This window comes from Streptomyces sp. NPDC088730 (assembly GCF_044751215.1).
Taxonomy (GTDB): domain Bacteria; phylum Actinomycetota; class Actinomycetes; order Streptomycetales; family Streptomycetaceae; genus Streptomyces.
In genome coordinates this window covers 46,425-66,923 of record NZ_JBIVLK010000025.1, presented here as the reverse complement: position 1 = coordinate 66,923, position 20,499 = coordinate 46,425, and the positions used below count along the sequence as shown (strand labels likewise).

The following is a 20,499-nucleotide window of genomic DNA, read 5'->3' as shown; positions in this document are numbered from 1 at the left end:
AGCTGGCGCTGCCCACCGCCGCCGACGGCGTGGCCGGGCTGCTGGCCGACCGCTCCGCGTACGAGGACTTCGACGTGACGGCCGCGGCCGAGCGCTCGATGGCGTTCGAGGCCTTGGACCAGCTCGCCATGGACCACCTGCTCGGCGTCCGCTGACGTCCCCCGGGGTGTCCGGCCACCCCGGCCGGACACCCCCTTCGCACCCCTCCCACCCAAGGGCACCCTCGTGACAGCACCTTCCCCGGACGGCCTGCGCCAACGGCGCCGTCGTCACCACCGGCGGGTCATCGTTCCGCTCACCGTCGTCTCCGCGCTGGTCGGCGGCGCGGTCCTGTCCGGCTGCGGGCAGCAGCGCGACCCGGACGTGTACACCGTCATGAACTCGTCGACCGACGAGTCCTACCACCGCTGGGACGCCCAGACGCTGGCCCGGTGCGGCAAGCAGCTCGGGGTGACCGTCGAGCAGCAGAGCGTCCCGGCCGCCCAGGTGATGACGAAGGCCCTGCGGATGGCGTCCTCGAAGTCGCTGCCCGACGTCCTCCAGCTGGACGCCTCCGAGATGCCGACGTTCGCCGAGGCCGGCGGCCTGATCCCGCTGAAGGACCTCGGGCTGACCACCACCGACATCCCCCGGGGGATCGTCGACTTCGGCTCGTACGAGGGGACCTACTACGGCGCGGCGCGCACCGTGAACACCCTGGCGCTGTTCTACAACAAGGACACCCTCGACCGGGCCGGTCTGAAGGTGCCCACCACCTGGGCCGAGATGCGGTCGGCCGCGAAGAAGCTCACCACGGGCAAGCGGTACGGGCTGGCGCTCAGCGCGGGCGGCGCGGAGGACGGGGTCTTCCAGTTCACCCCGTTCATGTGGTCCAACGGCGGCGACGAGACGGAGCTCGACAGCCCGCAGGTGGCGGGTGCGCTGGACTACTGGAAGAGCCTGCTCAAGGACCGCTCGCTGTCCAAGTCGACGGTCAACTGGACCCAGGCCGACGTGAACGACCAGTTCATGGCCGGCAACGCCGCCATGATGATCAACGGCCCGTGGCAGGTGGAGACCCTCAACACCAAGAAGGCGCTGCACTGGGGCATGGCACGGATCCCGGTCCCGAAGGCCGGGGACGACTCGGTCGGTCCGCTGGGCGGCGGAATCCTGACCGTGCCCAACACCGGCGACAGCGCCCGGGAGAAGATGGCGGCGAAGATCATCGGCTGCATGTCGGGCGAACAGGAGCAGATCACCTACGCGCTCAACAGCTGGATGGTCCCGGCCAACGAGAAGGCCGCCGCCGTGTGGCGCGAGAAGGTCCCGGAGCTGGCCGCCCTCTCCGGCCAGGTCGCCACCGCCCGCTCGCGCACCGCGAAGCTCGGCGCCGGCTGGTCGTCCGTCTCCCTCGCGCTCCAGAGCGCCTTCCAGTCCGCCCTTACCGGCGAGTCCAGCGAGACCGCGCTCAAGCGGGCCCAGCAGCGCGCCACGAGCGGGAACTGAGGTACGTGACCCATGTCCACCACCACCGCCTCCTCGGCCGCCGGCCCGGCGCTCCCCGCCGCGAAGACCACGAAGGCGACGAAGGCCGCGAAGCCGCCGAACCCCGCGCGCACCCGCCTCCGCAGGCGGCTGGCCCAGTGGGGCTTCATCGCCCCCGCCGTGATCTTCATGGCGCTCTTCTTCGGCTACCCGCTCGTCCGCAACGTCGTGATGAGCTTCCAGGACTACTCGCCGTCCACGTTCTTCACGGGCAGGTCGCCGTTCAACGGAACGGACAACTGGAGCAACGTCTTCAACGACGAGCTCTTCGGCAAGGCCCTGTGGCACACCATCCTGTTCACCATCGGCTCGCTGACCGGGCAGTTCTGCATCGGTCTGGGCCTCGCGGTGTTCTTCAGCCGCCGCTTCCCGCTCAACGGCATCCTGCGGTCGCTGATCCTGCTGCCGTGGCTGGTCCCGATGGTCGTCTCCGGTGTCGTCTGGCGGCGCATCCTCGACCAGGACACCGGCGTCCTCAACTCGTTCCTGGGCACGGTCGGGCTGGGCGGCGACACCCCGTGGCTGACCAGCCCGGGGATGGCGCTGCTCTCGGTGGTCCTGGTGAACATCTGGATCGGCATCCCGTTCAACATGGTGATCCTCTACGGCGGCCTCCAGGAGGTACCCAAGGAGCTGTACGAGGCCGCCTCGCTCGACGGCGCCTCCGCCTGGCGGACCTTCCGCTCGATCACGCTGCCGATGCTGCGGCCCGTCATCACCGTGGTGCTGGTGCTCGGCTTCATGTCGACGGTGAAGGTCCTCGACCTGATCCTGGCGCTCACCGACGGCGGCCCCGCCGACTCCACGCAGACGCTCGGCACCCTCACGTACCAGAACTCCTTCGTCCAGCTGGACTTCGGCGCGGGCGCCGTGGTCGGCAACATCCTGATCCTGATCTCCGCCGTCTTCGCGGTGTTCTACCTGCGGGCCAACCGCAACGAGGGGAAGTGACCGGCATGGCGAGCACTGTGCGTACCCCCGCCGCCCCCACGCGTCCCGCCGGCCGGCCGAAGCGGCGCTGGGGCGCCACGGTCTTCGGCGTCGTGGTGCTGTGCGTGATGTTGTTCCCGCTGTACTGGATGGTGAACACCGCGCTCCAGCCCGAGTCCGGGCTGCTGGAGGTCAGCCCCGTCCCGCACGGCCTGGACCTGTCGGGCTTCCGCTCCGCCGTCACGGACCAGGGCCGCAATCTGCTGACCTCGCTGGCCGTCGCGCTCGGCGCGGTGGTCATCTGCCTGGCCGTCTCCGCGCCCGCCGCCTACGGGCTCGCCCAGTTCAGGCTGCGCGGCACCAGGACGATCGTCTTCTCCACCCTGATCACCCAGATGGTGCCGGGCATCGTCATCGCCAACGCCCTGTACAGCGCGTACGTGGACCTGGGCCTGGTCAACTCCTACGCCGGGCTGATGCTGGCCGACGCCTCGCTCGGCATCCCGTTCGCCATCGTCCTGATGCGTTCGTTCATGGTGGCCATCCCGCGCGAGGTCATCGAGGCGGCCGAGGTGGACGGCGCCGGACGAATCCGCACCTTCGTGCGGGTCGTGCTGCCGATGAGCCGCAACTCCCTGATCACCGCCGGGCTGTTCTCGTTCCTGTACGCGTGGAGCGACTTCATGTTCGCGCTGACGCTGAACACCACGGACGACGTCAAGCCGATCACGCTGGGCATCTACCAGTACATCGGTGCCCATGTCGGTGACTGGGGCTCCGTCATGGCGGCGTCCGTCCTGTCGGCGATCCCGGCGGCGGTCCTGCTCGTCCTGTCCCAGAAGTACATCGCCGCCGGGATCACCGGCGGCTCGGTCAAGTAAGGACTGCGTACCCATGAGTGAGTTCCCCGTGTTCCCGCCCGGCTTCGTCTTCGGCGCGGCCACGGCCTCGTACCAGATCGAGGGCGCCGCGCGGGAGGACGGCCGAGGTCCGTCCATCTGGGACACCTACAGCCACACGCCCGGGAAGACCGACGGCGGTGACACCGGTGACGTCGCCTGCGACCACTACCACCGCTACCCGGAGGACGTGGCGCTGCTGCGCGAACTGGGCGTGGACTCCTACCGGTTCTCCATCGCCTGGTCGCGCGTCCAGCCGGACGGCGGCGGCGCGGTCAACCCCAAGGGGCTGGACTTCTACTCCCGGCTCGTCGACTCGCTCCTCGAAGCCGGCGTCGAACCGGCCGCCACCCTCTACCACTGGGACCTGCCCCAGGCGCTGGAGGACCGGGGCGGCTGGCGGGTGCGCGAGACCGCGGAGCGGTTCGGGGAGTACGCCGGGATCATGGCGGAACACCTGGGCGACCGGGTGCCGCGCTGGATCACGCTCAACGAGCCCTGGTGCAGCGCCTTCCTCGGCTACTCGGTGGGCCGGCACGCGCCCGGCGCGAAGGAGGGGCGCGGTGCGCTGGCCGCAGCGCACCACCTGCTGGTCGGCCACGGCCTGGCGATGAAGGAGCTGCGGGCGGCCGGGGTCCGCGAGGCGGGCATCACGCTCAACCTCGACCGCAACGTCCCGGCCACCGGCTCCGACGCCGACCTGGCCGCCGTCGTCCGCGCGGACACCCAGCACAACCTGGTGTGGACCGAGCCGATCCTCGCGGGCCGCTACCCCGCCACAGAGGAGGAGACCTGGGGCGAGCTGATCACCGGCCAGGACTTCCGCCGGGACGGCGACCTGGAGCTGATCTCCCAGCCGATGGACTTCCTGGGCATCAACTACTACCGCCCCATCGTGGTGGCGGCCGCCCCGCACCGCGAGGCTGACCCGGCGCTGCGGGTCGCCACCGACAACCGGTACAGCGAGGGCCGGTACCCGGACGTCCGCCGGACGGCGATGGGCTGGCCGGTCGTGCCGCAGTCCTTCACCGATCTGCTGACCGCGCTGAAGGAGACCTACGGGGACGCGCTGCCGCCGGTGCACATCACGGAGAACGGCTCGGCGGAGTCCGACACGGTGGACGCGGACGGCTCGGTGCGCGACGCGGACCGGGTCGAGTACCTGCGGACCCATCTGACGGCGCTGCGGGCGGCGATGGACGCGGGCGTGGAGGTCCGGGGCTACTACGTCTGGTCACTGCTGGACAACTTCGAGTGGGCGCTCGGGTACGCGAAGCGGTTCGGGATCATCCGGGTCGACTACGACACCCAGGAGCGCACGCCGAAGGACAGCTACCGCTGGTACCAGCAGCTGATCGCGGCCCACCGGAGGTAGCCCGCCCGGAACACCCGCCGCCCGGCCTTCTCATGAAAAACGCCGGTTTCGGAACCGAAGTCATGACACGATTCGGCTGAATCCGCGGCCCGCCGCCACCGCGCGGCGGGCCGTGACCGATCACGATCCATGGAGCACTTCGTGGCCGAAACCGCTGGCCGTATCCACCGACGTACAGCCGCTCGCGCGGCAGCCGCGGCGCTCACCGCCGGCCTCGTCGCCACCGGCACCTCCGCCGTGGCCGCCGACTCCCCGCTGCCGTCGGCCGCCGCCGCCGAGCCCGCCCAGGCACCCGCCGCCGTCGCGCCGGCAGCCGCCGTCACCCCCAGGTTCGCCCTGTACGGCGCCAACTCCGCGGGCACCCTGTACGCCTACACCGGAAACGGGAAGGGCGGGCTCACCGCCCGCGCGGACAAGGGATCGGGCTGGACCGGTGTCAGCGCCATACTGCAGGCCGACAACGACCACAAGGCCGACGGCTACAGCGACGGCCTCTGGTTCCGTGAGACCAACGGGAACGTCGGCTACCTGAAGTTCGAGGGCGAGAAGCCGGTCAAGGTCGGCTCCGGCTGGAACATCTACAACAAGCTGGTCTCGCCGGGCAACATCGGCGGCGCCGCCGCGGGCGATCTGCTCGCCCGCGACGCCAAGGGCGACCTGTACCTCTACCTCGGCTACGGCAACGGCAAGGTCACCAAGCGCATCAAGGCCGGTTCCGGCTGGAACATCTACAGCGAGATCGCCGGCAACGGCGATCTGACCGGCGACGGCAGGAACGACGTCGTCGCGCGTGACAAGTCCGGTGTGCTGTGGCTGTACAAGGGCACCGGCAGCCAGAAGGCGCCGTTCGCCGGTCGCACCAGGATCGGCACCGGCTGGAACCAGTACAACCGGCTGGTCTCCACCGGTGACATCAGCGGGGACGGCCGCACCGACCTCCTCGCCCGCAACGCCAAGGGTGAGCTGTACCTGTACGAGGGCACCGGCGAGGCCGCCTCCCCGTACCGGGCCAAGGTGAAGGTCGGCACGGGCGGCTGGAACGGCTACACGTTCCTCTTCTGATCCGACGAGGGGTCAGCGGGCCGGACATGCGGGAGGGCCGCATCCCCGTCGCGGGGATGCGGCCCTCCCTTCGTACCGCCTGCCGGTCCTACTTGCGGATCAGGCTGCGCAGCACGTACTGCAGGATGCCGCCGTTGCGGTAGTAGTCCGCCTCACCGGGGGTGTCGATGCGGACGACGCCGTCGAACTCCACACCGGTGTCGGTGGTGACCTTGACGGTGCGCGGGGTGGTGCCGTCGTTCAGCTCGGTCACGCCGGTGAAGGAGAAGGACTCCTCGCCGGTGAGGCCGAGGGACTCGGCGGTCGCGCCCTCGGGGAACTGGAGCGGGAGGACGCCCATGCCGATGAGGTTCGAGCGGTGGATGCGCTCGTAGGACTCGGCGATGACGGCCTTGACGCCGAGGAGCGCGGTGCCCTTGGCCGCCCAGTCGCGGGACGAGCCGGAGCCGTACTCCTTGCCCGCCAGGATGACCAGCGGGGTGCCGGCGGCCTGGTAGTTCTGCGAGGCGTCGTAGATGAACGAGACCGGCGCGCCGCTCTGGGTGAAGTCGCGGGTGAAGCCGCCCTCGGTGCCCGGCGCGATCTGGTTGCGCAGGCGGATGTTGGCGAACGTGCCGCGGATCATGACCTCGTGGTTGCCACGGCGCGAGCCGTAGGAGTTGAAGTCACGGCGCTCGATGCCGTGCTCCGTGAGGTACTTGCCGGCCGGGGTGTCGGCCTTGATCGCACCGGCCGGGGAGATGTGGTCGGTGGTGACCGAGTCGCCCAGCTTGGCGAGGACGCGGGCGCCCGTGATGTCGGAGACCGGGGTGGTCTCCATCGTCATGCCCTCGAAGTACGGGGGCTTGCGCACGTAGGTGGACTCGGAGTCCCACTCGAAGGTGTTGCCGGTGGGGATCGACAGGGCCTGCCACTGGGCGTCGCCCGCGAAGACGTCCTGGTAGGACTTGTTGAACATGTCCTCGCCGATGGAGTTGGCGACGACGTCGTTGACCTCGGCCTCGGTCGGCCAGATGTCGGCGAGGAAGACCGGCTTGCCGTCCTGGTCGGTGCCCAGGGCGTCCTTGGTGATGTCGACCTTCATCGAACCGGCGATGGCGTACGCGACGACCAGCGGCGGGGACGCCAGGTAGTTCATCTTGACGTCGGGGTTGATCCGGCCCTCGAAGTTGCGGTTGCCGGAGAGCACCGAGGTCACGGCCAGGTCGTGCTCGTTGACCGCCTTGGAGACCTCTTCCGGCAACGGGCCGGAGTTGCCGATGCAGGTGGTGCAGCCGTAGCCGACGAGGTTGAAGCCGACCTTGTCGAGGTACGGGGTCAGGCCCGCCTTGTCGAAGTAGTCGGTGACGACCTTCGAGCCCGGGGCGAGGGTGGTCTTGACCCACGGCTTGCGGGTCAGTCCCTTCTCGACGGCCTTCTTCGCGACGAGCGCCGCGGCGACCATCACGTACGGGTTCGAGGTGTTGGTGCAGGAGGTGATCGCGGCGACGGTGACGGCGCCGTGGTCCAGCTCGTACGTGGTGCCGTCGGGGGCGGTCACGGTGACCGGGTTCGACGGGACGCCGTTGGCGGCGGCCGGGGAGTCGGAGGCCGGGAAGGACTCCTTGCCCGCCTCCTCGTCGTCCGTCACGTAGTTGCGCACGTCCTGGGCGAACTGCGCCTTGGCGTTCGCGAGGACGATGCGGTCCTGCGGGCGCTTCGGGCCGGCGATGGAGGGGACGACCGTGGAGAGGTCGAGCTCCAGCTTCTCGGAGAAGTCCGGCTCTGCGGCCGGGTCGAGCCAGAGGCCCTGCTCCTTGGCGTACGCCTCGACGAGCGCGACCTGCTGCGCGTCGCGGCCGGTCAGGCGCAGGTACTTCAGCGTCTCGTCGTCGATCGGGAAGATCGCGGCGGTGGAGCCGAACTCCGGCGACATGTTGCCGATGGTGGCGCGGTTGGCGAGCGAGGTGGCGGCGACGCCCTCACCGTAGAACTCGACGAACTTGCCGACGACGCCGTGCTTGCGGAGCATCTCGGTGATGGTCAGCACGAGGTCGGTGGCGGTGGTGCCGGCCGGCAGCTCGCCGGTCAGCTTGAAGCCGACGACGCGCGGGATGAGCATGGAGACCGGCTGGCCGAGCATCGCGGCCTCGGCCTCGATGCCGCCGACGCCCCAGCCCAGCACGCCCAGTCCGTTGACCATGGTGGTGTGCGAGTCGGTGCCGACGAGGGTGTCGGGGTACGCCTGGCCACCCCGGACCATGACCGTGCGGGCCAGGTGCTCGATGTTGACCTGGTGGACGATGCCGGTGCCCGGGGGGACGACCTTGAACTCGTCGAAGGCGGTCTGGCCCCAGCGCAGGAACTGGTAGCGCTCCTTGTTGCGGCCGTACTCCAGCTCGACGTTCTGCGCGAACGCGTCGTTGGTGCCGAACTTGTCGGCGATCACGGAGTGGTCGATGACCAGCTCGGCCGGGGCGAGCGGGTTGATCTTCGTCGCGTCACCGCCGAGCTCCTTGACGGCCTCACGCATGGTGGCGAGGTCCACGACACACGGCACACCGGTGAAGTCCTGCATGATCACGCGGGCCGGCGTGAACTGGATCTCCTGGCTGGGCTGAGCCTGGGAGTCCCAGCCACCGAGCGCCCGGATGTGGTCGGCGGTGATGTTCGCGCCGTCCTCCGTGCGGAGCAGGTTCTCCAGCAGCACCTTCAGGCTGTAAGGGAGGCGCGCGGAGCCCTCGACCTTGTCCAGCTTGAAGATCTCGTACGACTCGTCGCCCACGCGCAGCGTGCTGCGGGCGTCGAAGCTGTTCGCCGACACGACAGTCTCCTTCATCAATGTGCGCGTAACTCCGCGCCGCGCCTCACTTCGGCGGGCGCCGCGTGGTGCTGCCTACAGCCACCCCGACGATCCGCTAAGGTAAGGCTTAGTTAGGCAACCCTTACCGTGCTGCGGCCCGCTGTGCGCCTTCGGCATATATCTCGATGTCGAGATAACTCTAGTACATCGCCGGGGAACGGTCATGTCGGGGCTCGCCTGTCACGCGTGCCTCATCCCCGACGGGAGGCGAGCTGTTCCCGTACCCATGCGGGATCGGGGTTGGTGTGGGGCAGGCCCGCGACGAAGACGGTCGGCACGGTCTCGTTGCCGCCGTTGACCGCCCTCACCGCCGCGGCACCCTCCGGGTCGCGCCAGATGTCGACCCAGTACAACCCGCGGGCGCCGCGGCCCAGCCGGAGGCGCAGCCGCATGCAGTACGCGCAGCCCGGCCGCCAGAACACGACCGGGCGCCCGTCGGCCGCACTGCGGCGCTGCGCCTCCCGGGCACCGGTCGGCCTCGGGAAGACCAGCGGCGAGTGCAGTCCGGCGAGCGCCAGGAACACCAGCAGGAGCGCCGCCGCCGTGCCGATGCTCCCCTCCAGGACCGACCCCGCCGCGACGGCCGAGCCGCAGAGCAGATAGAGCATCGGCAGGATCCAGGCGCGCGTCATGGTGGAGCAGGCTATCGACGAACCGAACAGCCCGTCGAGCCAGGGTCTTTCGTTCTGGTCAGGGCCGCCGGAACACCACCTCGGGATACCTGGCCGCGGGGCCGTCGAGGAGTGGTTGCGGAATGCCCCGCAGGTGACGGTCGAAGAAGGCCGCGACGTAGTCCCGGGTGATGTGCCACCCCTGTTCCGCGGCCAGCGGTACGGCGGCGTCCGGCAGGCCGAGCTGATCGGCCAGGTACGGCAGGTCCGTGAAGGAGAAGTGCCCGGCGCCCGCCACGGTCAGCCAGCGCTTCCACCCCTGTAGGTGCGCCCACGCGTCGGGCCAGTCGGAAGTCGTGCCCTCGGGGCTGTGCGAGTCCTCGGCGCCGAGCATCAGGAAGGGGCGCCCCCCGAGCCCCGTCGCGGCGGGGCTCACGAAGAAGTCACCGTCCAGGTCGGCCCCCGCCCGGACGCGACGGTCGCGGGCCATGGTCGCCGCGGCGGCCGCGCCCCCGATCGAATGCCCGGCCGCACCGATCCTGCCGGCGTCGATCGCTCCGGACAGCGCCCCCGCCCCCCGGCCGTGCGTCAGCTCGTCGATCACGAAGGACAGGTCCTCGGCCCGCCCGCGCACGGCCTCGGCCCACTCCTCGTCCGTCTCGACCCGCTCGCACGCCGCACAGGTCAGCACGCGGCCGCCGGGGAACGCGGTACCGACGGACTCGTAGGCGTGGTCCACGGAGGCGACGACATAGCCGCGGCTTGTCAGGTCCTCGGCGATCGAGGTCAGGGTGGCGCGCGGCATCGAGAATCCCGGGGAGAGCAGGACCAGGGGGAAGCGCCCCCGCGCCGGGGAGGCCCCCTCCCGCTCGTGGGTGTCCGTCCGGGCGACCGTCTCCGGGGGCACCACGCCGTCGAGCCCCCGCGCCTCCACGAGGAGCCGCGCCTCCTCCGTCGTCATGTACGGCGCCGGGGAGCCGCTCGCCGGGCGGGACGGGTACGTCACCGACACCATCAGTTCCCGGGCGCCGGCCGACGGTACCCATGGGTCCGTGCGGTGGTGGTCGACCAGGTGCAGGGTGCGCCGGCCCACCGCGTACGGGCCGGTGGGATCAGGCAGTGCCAGCGCGTTCGCGGGGGCGACCCTGGACGGGGGCCCGGGAGTGGGGGCGGCGGAGGCCGGCGCGGCGCCCAGGAGCGGGGCGGAGAGGGCGAGGACGAGCAGCGCGGCGACGCCGGCGCGGTGATGTCCGGTAGTGGTCATGCGCCCAACGCTAGGCAGCGGGGACCGCCAACACATGCTGCTACGGGGCGACTTGGGTGTACCACCACCGTCGGACCCCTGTCGGACCCTGGTACCACGCCGCGCTCAGGCGCTCACGCCCGCACCCGCACCCGCACCCGTCGGGATCTGCCGGTGGACGTCGTCCAGCAGGTTCCGCATCGCGATGCGGAAGATCTCGGCCTGGTGGCCGCCCAGGAACGCGGCATGACCGAACACCTCCAGGATGACCAGTCCGTTGAGGTGCCCCCACGCGCTCAGCAGCAGGGCCGTCGCGGGAGGCGGCAGGCGTCCCGGACCGTAGTGCGGCAGCTGCTCCAGATACGCCCGCAGCTCGGGCGAGAGCGCGGGGGTCTCGGCGGCGGCGAGCTGCGCCACGGTGAACCCGTCGAACATCTCGCGCTCGAAGATCGAGCTCATCCGGCGCATCGCCTGCGTGGTCGGGCCCTCGACGGGCGCCGCGTAGTCCCGCAGCGGCGTCCCGTAGAGGAGCTGGAAGCGTTCGGGATGGGCGACGGCCCACTGGCGGTAGCCCTCGGCCGCGATGACCAGGCGCGGCAGACCGGGGTCCTCCGGGGCGGTGTCGACGGCGGCCTGCACGGCATCGGCCAGGTCCCCGTACGCCTTGGCGATGAGCTCCGTGACGAGGGCCTCGCGGCTCGGGAAGTAGTGGTACAGCGCCTGCACGGTCATCCCCAGTCCACGGGCGACCGCGCGCAGGGACAGCGCGGCGGGGCCGCTCTCGGCGATGTGGTGCTCGGCGGCCTCCAGGATCTCCCGGGTCGCGGCGGCCCGGCGGCGCTGGCGCAGGGTCTGCGGGACCGTCACGTGTTCGTCGGCAGGCATGGGGCGACCGTACGGCGGCCACCGCGCGCCGGGCAAGGGGAAGTTGCCGCCCGTGAAGAAAATCTAACACTGCCAAATCTTCTTGCTCCTCACTAACGTCACTCGTGGCGCTCGGCCGGGCAGCACGCCGACCGCACCCCCCGTGACCGACTCCGGCCGCTTCGGGCCGTTCTGACCATGTAGACCCCTCCGTATGGACACCTCCCGTATGGACACCTAAGGAGATCGTGCGTGTTTGAACGCATAGCCGAACTGGCGATCCGCCGGCCCCGGTTGATACTCGTCGTCGCCGTCGTGGCCGTTGCCCTGATGGGCGTCCTGGGCTCCGGCGCGTTCGGCAAGCTGCTCGGGGGCGGCTACGACGACCCGGCCTCCGCGTCCACCAGGGCCGGGAAGGTCATCGACGAGAAGTTCGGCGGGGAGACGAACCTGGTCCTGCTGGTCCGCGCCGCCGAGGGCCGGGTCGACGCCCCGGCCGCACAGCGGGACGGCCGGGCCCTGCTGGCCGGCCTCAAGAAGGAGAGGAACGTGGAGAACGTCGTCTCGTTCTGGGACACGGGCAGCGCCGCCCTGCGCTCCCGGGACGGCCGCGAGGCCATGGTGCTCGCCCATGTGAAGGGGAACGACACCGAGCGCGACGAGAACGCCAAGAGCGTCATCGACGCCTACACCGGGCCCTACAAGGACGCGCTCACGGTCCGGGCGGGCGGCGCCGCCGCCGTGACCAGCGAGATGGGCACGCAGTCGGGCAAGGACCTGCTGCTGGCCGAGGGCATCGCCGTACCGCTGACCCTGGTTCTGCTCCTGATCGTCTTCGGCAGCGCGGTGGCCGCCCTGCTGCCGCTGGTGATCGGCATCATCGCCATCGCGGGCACGTTCGCGGAGCTGTTCCTCCTCGGCAGCGTCACCGATGTCTCGGTCTTCGCGGTCAACCTCACCACAGCGCTGGGGCTGGGCCTCGGCATCGACTACGCCCTGCTGATGATCAGCCGGTTCCGGGAACAGCTCGCGAGCGGGGCGAGCGTGGACGACGCCGTCCGGCGGACGGTGAGTACCGCGGGCCGAACGGTCGCGTTCTCCGCCGCTACCGTGGCGGCCGCGCTCGCGGCGCTTCTGGTGTTCCCCCAGTACTTCCTGCGCTCGTTCGGCTACGCCGGGGTCGGGGTCGTCGCCATCGCGGCGTTCAGCACCCTGTTCGTCATGCCGGCCCTGTTCGTCGTGCTGGGCCACCGGGTCAACAGCGGGCGGATGCCGTGGTCGAAGCCGGACCGCGCCGGCACCCGGGCACCGGTGTGGGGGCGGCTGGCCGGTACCGTCATGCGGCGGCCCGCGCTCACCGCACTGCCCGTCCTCGCGGTCCTGCTGGTCGCGGCGGGCCCGCTCCTCGGCATCACCTTCGGCACACCGGACGAACGCGTGCTGTCCTCCGGCGCCGAGAGCCGCCAGGTCTCCGCGGTCCTCCAGGAGAAGTTCGACGGCAACGACGACGCGGCCCTCCACATCGTCATCGACACCTCGGTGGGCAAGGCCTCGCTGGCGTCGTACGCGGCCGAGCTGTCCGCCCTCAAGGGCGTCGCCCGGGTCGAGACCAGCACCGGAACCTACGCCGAGGGACGGTCCACAGCCGCCGGCAACCCCGCGCTCGGCCGCCCCGACGCACAGCGGATCAACGTGGTGAGCGCCCTGGCGCCGAAGTCGGACGCCTCCCAGGACCTGGTCGGTGAGGTACGGGCGCTCACCCCGCCCGCCGGAGCGCACGCCCTGGTGGGCGGCACCGACGCCGTACTGGTCGACGCGAAGGGCGCGATCGCGGACCGCCTCCCGGTCGCGGTGGCCCTGGTCGTCCTCACCACGTTCCTGCTGCTCTTCCTGTTCACCGGCAGCATCGTCCAGCCGCTGCGCGCACTGCTGCTCAACGTGATCAGCCTGGCCGCGACGCTCGGCGTCATGACCTGGATCTTCCAGGACGGGCACCTCTCCTCCCTGCTCGGCTTCACGGCGCAGCCGATGGAGGTGTCCATGACCGTGCTGATGTTCTGCATCGCGTTCGGCCTCTCCATGGACTACGAGGTCTTCGTCACCAGCCGCATCAAGGAGCTCCACGACCTGGGCGAGGACAACGAGAGCGCCGTGACCAACGGCCTCGGGCACACGGGACGCATCGTCAGCGCGGCGGCGTGCCTGCTGGCGGTGAGCTTCTTCGCCTTCGGCACGGCCGAGCTCAGCTTCATGCAGCTGTTCGGCCTGGGCAGCGGCCTGGCCATCCTCATCGACGCCGTCGCGGTGCGCGGCGTCCTGGTGCCCGCCGCGATGCGGCTGCTCGGCCGCTCCGCCTGGTACGCGCCCGGCTTCCTGCGCAGGGTCCACGGACGGTTCGGCCTCAGCGAGGGCGGCCCCGCGCCGGAACCCGCCGCCGGGTCGCCGGAGTCGCCGTACGCGAAGGACCCGGCCCGGGTCTGACCGCGCGCTGCCCGCTTCCCGCGAAGTGCGCCCGCCTCCCCGCCCCCGGGAGGCGGGCGCCCGCGCGGACGGGGGCGGGACGGGCGGTGCCCGGAGGCACCGGGCATGGTGGACTTCGACTCCGGCGGACGGAGACGGCGACAGTGAGGCGGGCATGACCGAACACGGCGAGGACCAGGGGTATCTGCTGGACAACCAGCAGTCGGAGGCGGGCATCAGGTTCGGCGCGCTGGCCGAGCTGTTCGACCCGGTGACGTTCCGGCACATCGACACGATCGGCATCACCGAGGGCATGCGGTGCTGGGAGGTCGGGGCCGGCGGCCCCTCCGTTCCCGCGGGTCTCGCAGAGCGGGTCGGCGCCACCGGGCAGGTGGTCTGCACCGATATCGACGTGTCCTGGGCCAGGGCGGCCGCCTCCGATGTCGTCGAGGTGCTGCGCCACGACGTCGCGGCCGACCCGCCGCCGCCGGGCGGCTTCGACCTGGTGCACGCCCGGCTGGTCCTGGTGCACGTCGTCGACCGGGCCGAGGCCCTGCGCCGCATGGTCCAGGCGCTGCGACCCGGTGGCGTGCTGCTCCTGGAGGACGCCGATCCGGGGCTCCAGCCGCTGCTGTGCCCGGACGAGTCGGGCCCCGAGCAGCGGCTGGCCAACCGACTGCGGTCCGGGTTCCGCGAGCTCATGGCGGGGCGCGGTGCCGATCTCGCGTACGGGCGGACGCTGCCCCGGCGGCTGCGCGAGGCCGGTCTGCTCGATGTGCGGGCGGACGCCTTCTTCCCGATCACCTCGCCCGCCTGCACCGTCCTTGAGGCCGCGACCGTCCGGCAGATCCGTGGCCGGCTGGTGGCGGCGGGGATCGCGACCGACGCGGACATCGACCGTCATCTCTCGAACGTCGCCACCGGGGAGCTCGACCTGGCGACGGCCCCGATGATCTCGGCCTGGGGCCGCCGTCCGCAGGACGGTTCTCGACCGGATCAGGATTCGAGAAGCGCCTGACGCGGGCCGTGCCTAGTCTGACCGCCATGGACATCACCATTCACACGAGCGTCCTTCCGCACGACGACCCGGACGCGTCCCTGGCCTTCTACCGCGACGCCCTCGGCTTCGAGGTCCGCGGCGACGTCGGCCAGGGACGGATGCGCTGGATCACGGTCGGCCCGGCGGGTCAGCCCGACACGTCCATCCTCCTGGCACCCCCGGCCGCCGACCCCGGGGTCACCGAGAGCGAACGCCGCACCGTCACGGAGATGATGGCCAAGGGCACCTACGGGTGGATCCTGCTGGCCACCCGGGACCTCGACGCGACCTTCGAGAAGGTGCAGGCGGCCACCCCCGAGGTCGTCCAGGAACCGACCGAGCAGCCGTACGGAATCCGCGACTGCGCCTTCCGCGATCCCGCGGGCAACATGGTCCGCATCCAGGAACTCCGCTGAGAGGGGGTCCACTCGTGTGCCATCCCTCGTGGGCGCGGGCCCGCGCCCAGGACCAGTGGCTGCGCGAACTGGCGCTCCTGCGCCGGGTCCGCGACCGGCTGGACCGGGAGTACGCGCAGCCGCTGGACGTCGAGGCGCTCGCCCGCGACGCGCACATGCCCGCCGGCCACCTCAGCCGCCGGTTCCGGCTGGCGTACGGCGAATCGCCGTACGCGTACCTGATGGCGCGTCGTATCGAGCGCGCGAAGGCGATGCTGCTCCGCGACGGCCCCGGCGTCACGGAGGTCTGCTTCGCGGTCGGCTGCTCGTCGCCGGGCGTCTTCAGCACCCGCTTCACCGAACTGGTCGGGGTGCCGCCCGGCGCGTACCGGCTCCGGGCGGCGGGCACTGCCGCGGCCGTGCCGCCCCGCGTGGCGAAGCAGGTGGCACGACCGGTCAGGAACCGGGAAGCACCGCCCCCGGAGCCACAACCGGTCTGACGGGCGGGGCGATCACCGCAACCGGCCTGGCGGGCGGGGCGATCACCGCAACCGGCCTGACGGGCGGGGCAATCCCCGCAACTGGCTTGACGGGTGGCCTGGCGGGCGGGGCGATCACCGCGGCAGTCACCTCGGCCGGCACCGTACCGCCGCCGCGCCGGCCGAGGACACCCGGGTCTCGTCCGACGGCACCGGACCCCACCGGATCGTGACCGGGAGCGCCGGCCCCTGCACCGGCCCGGACGGGTCCGCCCGGAGGCCGCGTCTCCGGCGCGCTGGCGGGAAGGCGCCTGGGCGGCCGCGACTACCCGGACGTCCGCCGCCGGGCCAGCTCCTTCCCCTCCTCCGGGAGCGCGTCGGCGGCCAGCAGCCGGGGCAGCAGCTCACCCTCCAACGTCATGGCCCGGAAGACGAGCGCGACGGTCACCTCGTGATCCGGCCGGTGCACGATCTCGACCGGGTCGGCGGCGCGGATCACGCCGGGCTCGATCACGCGCAGGTACGCCCCTGGCAGTGCGGCCCGCGTGAAGCGCTTGATCCAGCCCTCACGCCCCAGCCGGCCCTGGAACGTCGCGCACGGGATCCGCGCGCAGGACACCTCCAGGACCACGTCCGCCCCGATCCGCCAACGCTCCCCGATCAGGGCTCCGTTGACGTCCAGCCCCAGGGTCGTGAGGTTCTCCCCGAACATCCCGTTGGCCAGCGGCCGGCCCAGCTCGGCCTGCCAGCCGTCGAGGTCCTCGCGGGCGTAGGCGTAGACGGCCTGGTCGGCGCCGCCGTGGTGCTTCACGTCGTAGACCCGGTCACCGGCGAGACCGACCGCTCCGGTGCCCTTGGGGCCCGGGGCGGTGACGGCGACCGGTCCGGCGACGGGCCGCTTGTCGATACCGGTCCGGCTCAGCCCCTTCCAGGGGTTGGCACGGGGGCGGCCGATGTTGACCGAGAGCAGCTTCATTCCGGGGACCATACGACCGCCCCCGCGCCGGAGCGACACCTTTTCCCCGCCGCTCCCCCGCCGTCCGGCGCCGGCGAGGACACCCCGATGGACGCGCTCCGGGTGCCGGGCCGGGCCGGCGGGCGGACCATGGAGCCGGGCGGCGGAGTCCGTGCCGGGCCGGCCGCCCGCACGACCGCCGCACACCGCGGGCCTGCACCCGCCCGTCACCCGAACACCACACCCCACCAGCAGTCCCATCTCATATCTGAGATAGCCTTTCGGTATGTCAGATGACTACCTCGTACGTATCGGCAAGCTCATCCGTGACGCCCGCCAGCACCGGGGCTGGACACAGAGTCAGCTCGCCGAGGCGCTCGCCACCAGCCAGAGCGCCGTGAACCGCATCGAGCGCGGCAATCAAAACATCAGCCTTGAGATGATTGCGCGCATCGGTGAAGCACTCGACAGTGAGATCGTGTCGCTCGGCTACGCCGGCCCCATGCACCTGAGGGTGGTCGGCGGGCGCCGGCTGTCCGGCGCCATCGACGTCAAGACCAGCAAGAACGCCTGCGTGGCGCTGCTCTGTGCCTCGCTGCTCAACAAGGGCCGCACCGTGCTGCGCCGGGTGGCCCGCATCGAGGAGGTCTACCGCCTCCTGGAGGTGCTGAACTCCATCGGGGTGCGCACCCGGTGGATCAACGACGGCACCGATCTGGAGATCGTCCCACCCGCCCGGCTCGACATGGACGCCATCGACGCGGACGCCGCCCGCCGGACCCGGTCGATCATCATGTTCCTCGGTCCGCTGCTGCACCGGATGGACCAGTTCAAGCTGCCGTACGCGGGCGGCTGCGACCTCGGCACCCGGACCATCGAGCCGCACATGATCGCGCTGCGCCGGTTCGGCCTGGAGATCGCCGCGACCGAGGGCATCTACCACGCCCGGGTCGACCACACCGTCACCCCCGGCCGCCCGATCGTGCTGACCGAGCGCGGCGACACCGTGACCGAGAACGCGCTGCTGGCCGCCGCCCGGCACGACGGCACCACCGTCATCCGCAACGCGTCCTCCAACTACATGGTCCAGGACCTCTGCTTCTTCCTGGAGGCGCTGGGCGTACGGGTGGACGGCGTCGGCACGACCACGCTGACCGTGCACGGGGTGCCGACCATCGACGTGGATGTGGACTACTCTCCCTCCGAGGACCCGGTCGAGGCGATGAGCCTGCTCGCCGCCGCCGTCGTCACGGAGTCCGAGCTGACGATCCGCCGGGTGCCGATCGAGTTCCTGGAGATCGAGCTCGCGGTGCTGGAGGAGATGGGCGTCGACTGCGACCGCACCTCGGAGTACCCGGCCGACAACGGGCGCACCCGGCTGGTCGACCTTACGGTCCGGCCCTCCAAGCTGGAGGCGCCGATCGACAAGATCCACCCGATGCCGTTCCCCGGCCTGAACATCGACAACGTGCCGTTCTTCGCGGCCATCGCCGCCTCGGCCCATGGCCAGACCCTGATCCACGACTGGGTCTACGACAACCGCGCCATCTACCTCACCGACCTCAACCGCCTCGGCGGCCGGCTCCAGCTCCTGGACCCGCACCGGGTCCTGGTCGAGGGCCCGACCCGTTGGCGCGCGGCCGAGATGATGTGCCCGCCCGCGCTGCGCCCGGCGGTGGTCGTCCTCCTCGCGATGATGGCGGCCGAGGGCACGTCGGTGCTGCGCAACGTGTACGTGATCAACCGCGGCTACGAGGAGCTCGCGGAGCGGCTGAACTCGGTGGGGGCGCAGATCGAGATCTTCCGGGACATCTGACCGGCGGGGTGGCGTGCCCCTTGGGGGCAAGGGGCACGCCACCCCCAAATGCCCTCTGAACTGCGGTTACACCCTTGTGCGACCTTCCAGTGAGCATCACCGTCTTTCACCACCTTGTGCAACATGCGTGCAAGATGATCTTAAATAGGTGACGCCGCATCAGGAACGTCTGAGCGACAGTCAGCCATCACGGACAGTGCTCACCAAAGGGCCCTCGCGATGTCCCCACCGACGGCCGCCGCACACCACCGTGTTCGGATACTTCCAGGACGCACCGCCGAGCCCACCGCCTGCGTGATCGACACGCAGAGCGCGAAGACCGCAGCCAGTGTCCCCACCGACACCCAGGGCACGGATGCCGGCAAGAAGATCGTGGGCCGCAAGCGCAGCATCGTTGTCGACACTCTCGGTCTGTTGCTGCTGGTCAGCGCGACCGCCGCCAGCGTCTCGGACAACGAGGCCAGCAAGCGGCTCCTCACCCAGCTCACTGCCGACCACCCCACGGTCACCAAGGCGTGGGTCGACACCGGCCACAAGGCCAAGGCCATCGAGCACGGAGCCTCCCTCAGCATCGACGTCGACGTCGTCCCGCGAAACGAGCAAGTCAAAGGCTTCTCCGTGATGCCCAGGCGCTGGGTGGTGGAGCGGAGTTTCGGGTGGATCATGTTGCACCGCCGCCTCGCCCGCGACTACGAGACCAAACCCGGACACCCTGAGAGCATGATCGCATCGCGATGATCTCGAACCTCGCGAAACGAGCAACCGACGAAGCGCCCATAAACTGGCACAAACGATGAACTATCCAGCTTTCAACCGAAACCTCCTCTCAAGACCCTCTACATCGCGCGTGCGGAGCCGAGCCAGGCGCTGGAGCGAGTCCACGTCGAGCCGATGGAGCCGTTCTCCGCGGCCCGGGAAGTGACATTGCTGCGCAAGCGAGGTTGGGGGTGAGACCCGGCCATGACGTCAGACCTCACCCCACGTTTGTTCCATGTGGTGTGGCGGATGGGGCTGGGCGGCCCCTTAGCGCATCGCGATCAAGGTGCAGATTGCGCTGACCACTGCCGCGAGGGCCGAGATCACTGCGGACCCAGCCGCGACTATGGACAGGATCTTGCCGTTGCGAGAGAGGGGGCTATCCTCACCCTCAGAGGGATGACTGTGCTCATGAGACGAGTCCTTTTCAGTTTCGCGACTGGAATTGTCCTGAGTGGGCATTGCGTTCCTTCCGGTTGAGGCGATGCCGGTAGGCGTAGGTCAATACGCTGCTATCGCCGTGAATGAGGCGCCCCCGGATTGCCGTCCGGGGGCGCCCTCGTTTTCGGATGGAGACGTTACAGAGTTCCGCACCTCAACGGCGCACCGTTAGAGGGACTGACGCCGAAGCGGGTGGCCGATTTTCGACCACCACACCCGCCGCCACTCCGCGTAATGAGGATTTTAAAAATCTAAAAAACCTTAGCCGGGGGCGACCATGCCCCTCACCTGGCACTTTCGGTGGACTCAAGGTGTCTGGCAATTTTGCGCCAGGGACGCCGGGTGGGGTGGTATCGGATAAACGATGCAATTCATCGCGAATTGCATCGGTCGGTCATGAGCTGTCGCCGCGAAGTCCGTATTGCAACGGAGGTGAATCTGTCTGAATTTGATCGGTGAGGCCCTGGAGTCCCAGGTGGAGCAGCGGGTGAATTGGCATAGATTGCGCTTCAAGTGGTGCAATTCATCGATTGGTAGCAATTTTTGCATGTTCGTCGGCATCTTGATGCTGGATGTATGTGTCACCCAGTGTCGCGGCCATCTACCGCTGGAGGTTTGAGGGGCCGGCGGTTCTATTAGCAAGACGATGACCATCGCGGACGGCGGTTACCCCGGCACCGGCTTGGCGATGCCGCACCGCCGCCGCAAAGGCGAAGAACTGGCCGACTGGCAGAAGGCGCACAACAAGTCCCACAAACAGGTCGCGCCCGAGTCGAGCACGCGGGGAACTTCACCTCCGGCATCC

Annotated in this window: 15 protein-coding genes and 3 pseudogenes; 13 read left to right on the top strand and 5 right to left on the bottom strand. The window is 70.2% G+C overall.

Features of this window, described 5'->3' with window-relative positions; translation table 11 throughout:
* The 6 genes and pseudogenes from ACIP89_RS36325 to ACIP89_RS36300 form a co-directional block, all read left to right on the top strand.
* Nucleotides 1-155: pseudogene (locus tag ACIP89_RS36325) on the top strand (xylose isomerase); the annotation flags it as partial.
* 70 nt (nucleotides 156-225) lie between these two features.
* Nucleotides 226-1,488, top strand: a complete 1,263-nt coding sequence (locus ACIP89_RS36320; protein ID WP_401929362.1) for an ABC transporter substrate-binding protein — start codon at nucleotides 226-228, stop codon at nucleotides 1,486-1,488.
* Between the two features lie 12 nt (nucleotides 1,489-1,500).
* The gene (locus ACIP89_RS36315; RefSeq protein ID WP_401933541.1) at nucleotides 1,501-2,478 is read left to right on the top strand and encodes a carbohydrate ABC transporter permease; all 978 of its coding nucleotides are present in this window, start codon (nucleotides 1,501-1,503) and stop codon (nucleotides 2,476-2,478) included.
* 5 nt (nucleotides 2,479-2,483) lie between these two features.
* The gene (locus ACIP89_RS36310) at nucleotides 2,484-3,338 is read left to right on the top strand and encodes a carbohydrate ABC transporter permease (protein ID WP_401929365.1); all 855 of its coding nucleotides are present in this window, start codon (nucleotides 2,484-2,486) and stop codon (nucleotides 3,336-3,338) included.
* Between the two features lie 13 nt (nucleotides 3,339-3,351).
* Nucleotides 3,352-4,731, top strand: coding sequence for a GH1 family beta-glucosidase (locus ACIP89_RS36305; RefSeq protein ID WP_402118729.1), 1,380 nt, complete (start codon nucleotides 3,352-3,354; stop codon nucleotides 4,729-4,731).
* A 141-nt stretch (nucleotides 4,732-4,872) separates the two neighbouring features.
* The gene (locus ACIP89_RS36300; protein ID WP_401929369.1) at nucleotides 4,873-5,793 is read left to right on the top strand and encodes an FG-GAP repeat domain-containing protein; all 921 of its coding nucleotides are present in this window, start codon (nucleotides 4,873-4,875) and stop codon (nucleotides 5,791-5,793) included.
* Between the two features lie 88 nt (nucleotides 5,794-5,881).
* Here the strand turns inward: ACIP89_RS36300 and acnA are convergent, their stop codons facing one another.
* The 4 genes from acnA to ACIP89_RS36280 form a co-directional block, all read right to left on the bottom strand.
* A complete protein-coding gene (gene acnA, locus ACIP89_RS36295) occupies nucleotides 5,882-8,596 on the bottom strand; it encodes an aconitate hydratase AcnA (RefSeq protein ID WP_401933548.1) in 2,715 nt (904 codons plus the stop codon).
* 230 nt (nucleotides 8,597-8,826) lie between these two features.
* Entirely contained in the window at nucleotides 8,827-9,267 is a 441-nt protein-coding gene (locus ACIP89_RS36290; protein ID WP_402118726.1) for a glutaredoxin domain-containing protein, read from the bottom strand.
* 58 nt (nucleotides 9,268-9,325) lie between these two features.
* Nucleotides 9,326-10,510, bottom strand: a complete 1,185-nt coding sequence (locus tag ACIP89_RS36285) for an alpha/beta hydrolase family protein (protein WP_402118723.1) — start codon at nucleotides 10,508-10,510, stop codon at nucleotides 9,326-9,328.
* A gap of 105 nt (nucleotides 10,511-10,615) precedes the next feature.
* A complete protein-coding gene (locus ACIP89_RS36280) occupies nucleotides 10,616-11,374 on the bottom strand; it encodes a TetR/AcrR family transcriptional regulator (protein ID WP_402118721.1) in 759 nt (252 codons plus the stop codon).
* A gap of 231 nt (nucleotides 11,375-11,605) precedes the next feature.
* Between ACIP89_RS36280 and ACIP89_RS36275 the strand changes: the two genes are divergently transcribed.
* The 4 genes from ACIP89_RS36275 (at nucleotide 11,606) to ACIP89_RS36260 (ending at nucleotide 15,747) form a co-directional block, all read left to right on the top strand.
* Nucleotides 11,606-13,834: an MMPL family transporter gene (locus tag ACIP89_RS36275; RefSeq protein ID WP_402118719.1), complete on the top strand. Its 2,229-nt coding sequence runs from the start codon at nucleotides 11,606-11,608 to the stop codon at nucleotides 13,832-13,834.
* A gap of 154 nt (nucleotides 13,835-13,988) precedes the next feature.
* Entirely contained in the window at nucleotides 13,989-14,831 is an 843-nt protein-coding gene (locus ACIP89_RS36270; RefSeq protein WP_401933557.1) for a class I SAM-dependent methyltransferase, read from the top strand.
* A 26-nt stretch (nucleotides 14,832-14,857) separates the two neighbouring features.
* Nucleotides 14,858-15,268 (top strand): VOC family protein, encoded by a 411-nt coding sequence (locus ACIP89_RS36265; RefSeq protein ID WP_401929382.1) that lies wholly within the window; start codon nucleotides 14,858-14,860, stop codon nucleotides 15,266-15,268.
* Nucleotides 15,269-15,282: 14 nt separating this feature from the next.
* Complete coding sequence (locus ACIP89_RS36260) at nucleotides 15,283-15,747, top strand: helix-turn-helix transcriptional regulator (protein WP_401929384.1); 465 nt, start codon at nucleotides 15,283-15,285, stop codon at nucleotides 15,745-15,747.
* Nucleotides 15,748-16,051: 304 nt separating this feature from the next.
* On the opposite strand, the gene ACIP89_RS36255 is transcribed toward ACIP89_RS36260, so the two are convergent.
* On the bottom strand, nucleotides 16,052-16,702 hold the full coding sequence (locus ACIP89_RS36255; RefSeq protein ID WP_401929386.1) for an MOSC domain-containing protein: 651 nt from the start codon (nucleotides 16,700-16,702) through the stop codon (nucleotides 16,052-16,054).
* Between the two features lie 265 nt (nucleotides 16,703-16,967).
* Between ACIP89_RS36255 and ACIP89_RS36250 the strand changes: the two genes are divergently transcribed.
* The 3 genes and pseudogenes from ACIP89_RS36250 to ACIP89_RS36240 all read left to right on the top strand — a co-directional run.
* Entirely contained in the window at nucleotides 16,968-18,497 is a 1,530-nt protein-coding gene (locus tag ACIP89_RS36250; RefSeq protein ID WP_371775616.1) for a helix-turn-helix domain-containing protein, read from the top strand.
* Between the two features lie 255 nt (nucleotides 18,498-18,752).
* Nucleotides 18,753-19,294: pseudogene (locus ACIP89_RS36245) on the top strand (transposase); the annotation flags it as partial.
* A 1,040-nt stretch (nucleotides 19,295-20,334) separates the two neighbouring features.
* Nucleotides 20,335-20,474 (top strand): annotated as a pseudogene (locus ACIP89_RS36240) (IS5/IS1182 family transposase); the annotation flags it as partial.
* Nucleotides 20,475-20,499: the final 25 nt, after the last annotated feature.

Excerpts from the sequence above, each read along its gene's own strand:
- ACIP89_RS36270 (WP_401933557.1), top strand. The coding sequence starts at position 13,989 with ATGACCGAACACGGCGAGGACCAGGGGTATCTGCTGGACAACCAGCAG.
- ACIP89_RS36280 (WP_402118721.1), bottom strand. The coding sequence starts at position 11,374 with ATGCCTGCCGACGAACACGTGACGGTCCCGCAGACCCTGCGCCAGCGC.
- ACIP89_RS36255 (WP_401929386.1), bottom strand. The coding sequence starts at position 16,702 with ATGAAGCTGCTCTCGGTCAACATCGGCCGCCCCCGTGCCAACCCCTGG.
- ACIP89_RS36250 (WP_371775616.1), top strand. The coding sequence starts at position 16,968 with ATGTCAGATGACTACCTCGTACGTATCGGCAAGCTCATCCGTGACGCC.
- ACIP89_RS36310 (WP_401929365.1), top strand. The coding sequence starts at position 2,484 with ATGGCGAGCACTGTGCGTACCCCCGCCGCCCCCACGCGTCCCGCCGGC.
- ACIP89_RS36285 (WP_402118723.1), bottom strand. The coding sequence starts at position 10,510 with ATGACCACTACCGGACATCACCGCGCCGGCGTCGCCGCGCTGCTCGTC.
- ACIP89_RS36265 (WP_401929382.1), top strand. The coding sequence starts at position 14,858 with ATGGACATCACCATTCACACGAGCGTCCTTCCGCACGACGACCCGGAC.
- ACIP89_RS36290 (WP_402118726.1), bottom strand. The coding sequence starts at position 9,267 with ATGACGCGCGCCTGGATCCTGCCGATGCTCTATCTGCTCTGCGGCTCG.
- ACIP89_RS36315 (WP_401933541.1), top strand. The coding sequence starts at position 1,501 with ATGTCCACCACCACCGCCTCCTCGGCCGCCGGCCCGGCGCTCCCCGCC.
- ACIP89_RS36305 (WP_402118729.1), top strand. The coding sequence starts at position 3,352 with ATGAGTGAGTTCCCCGTGTTCCCGCCCGGCTTCGTCTTCGGCGCGGCC.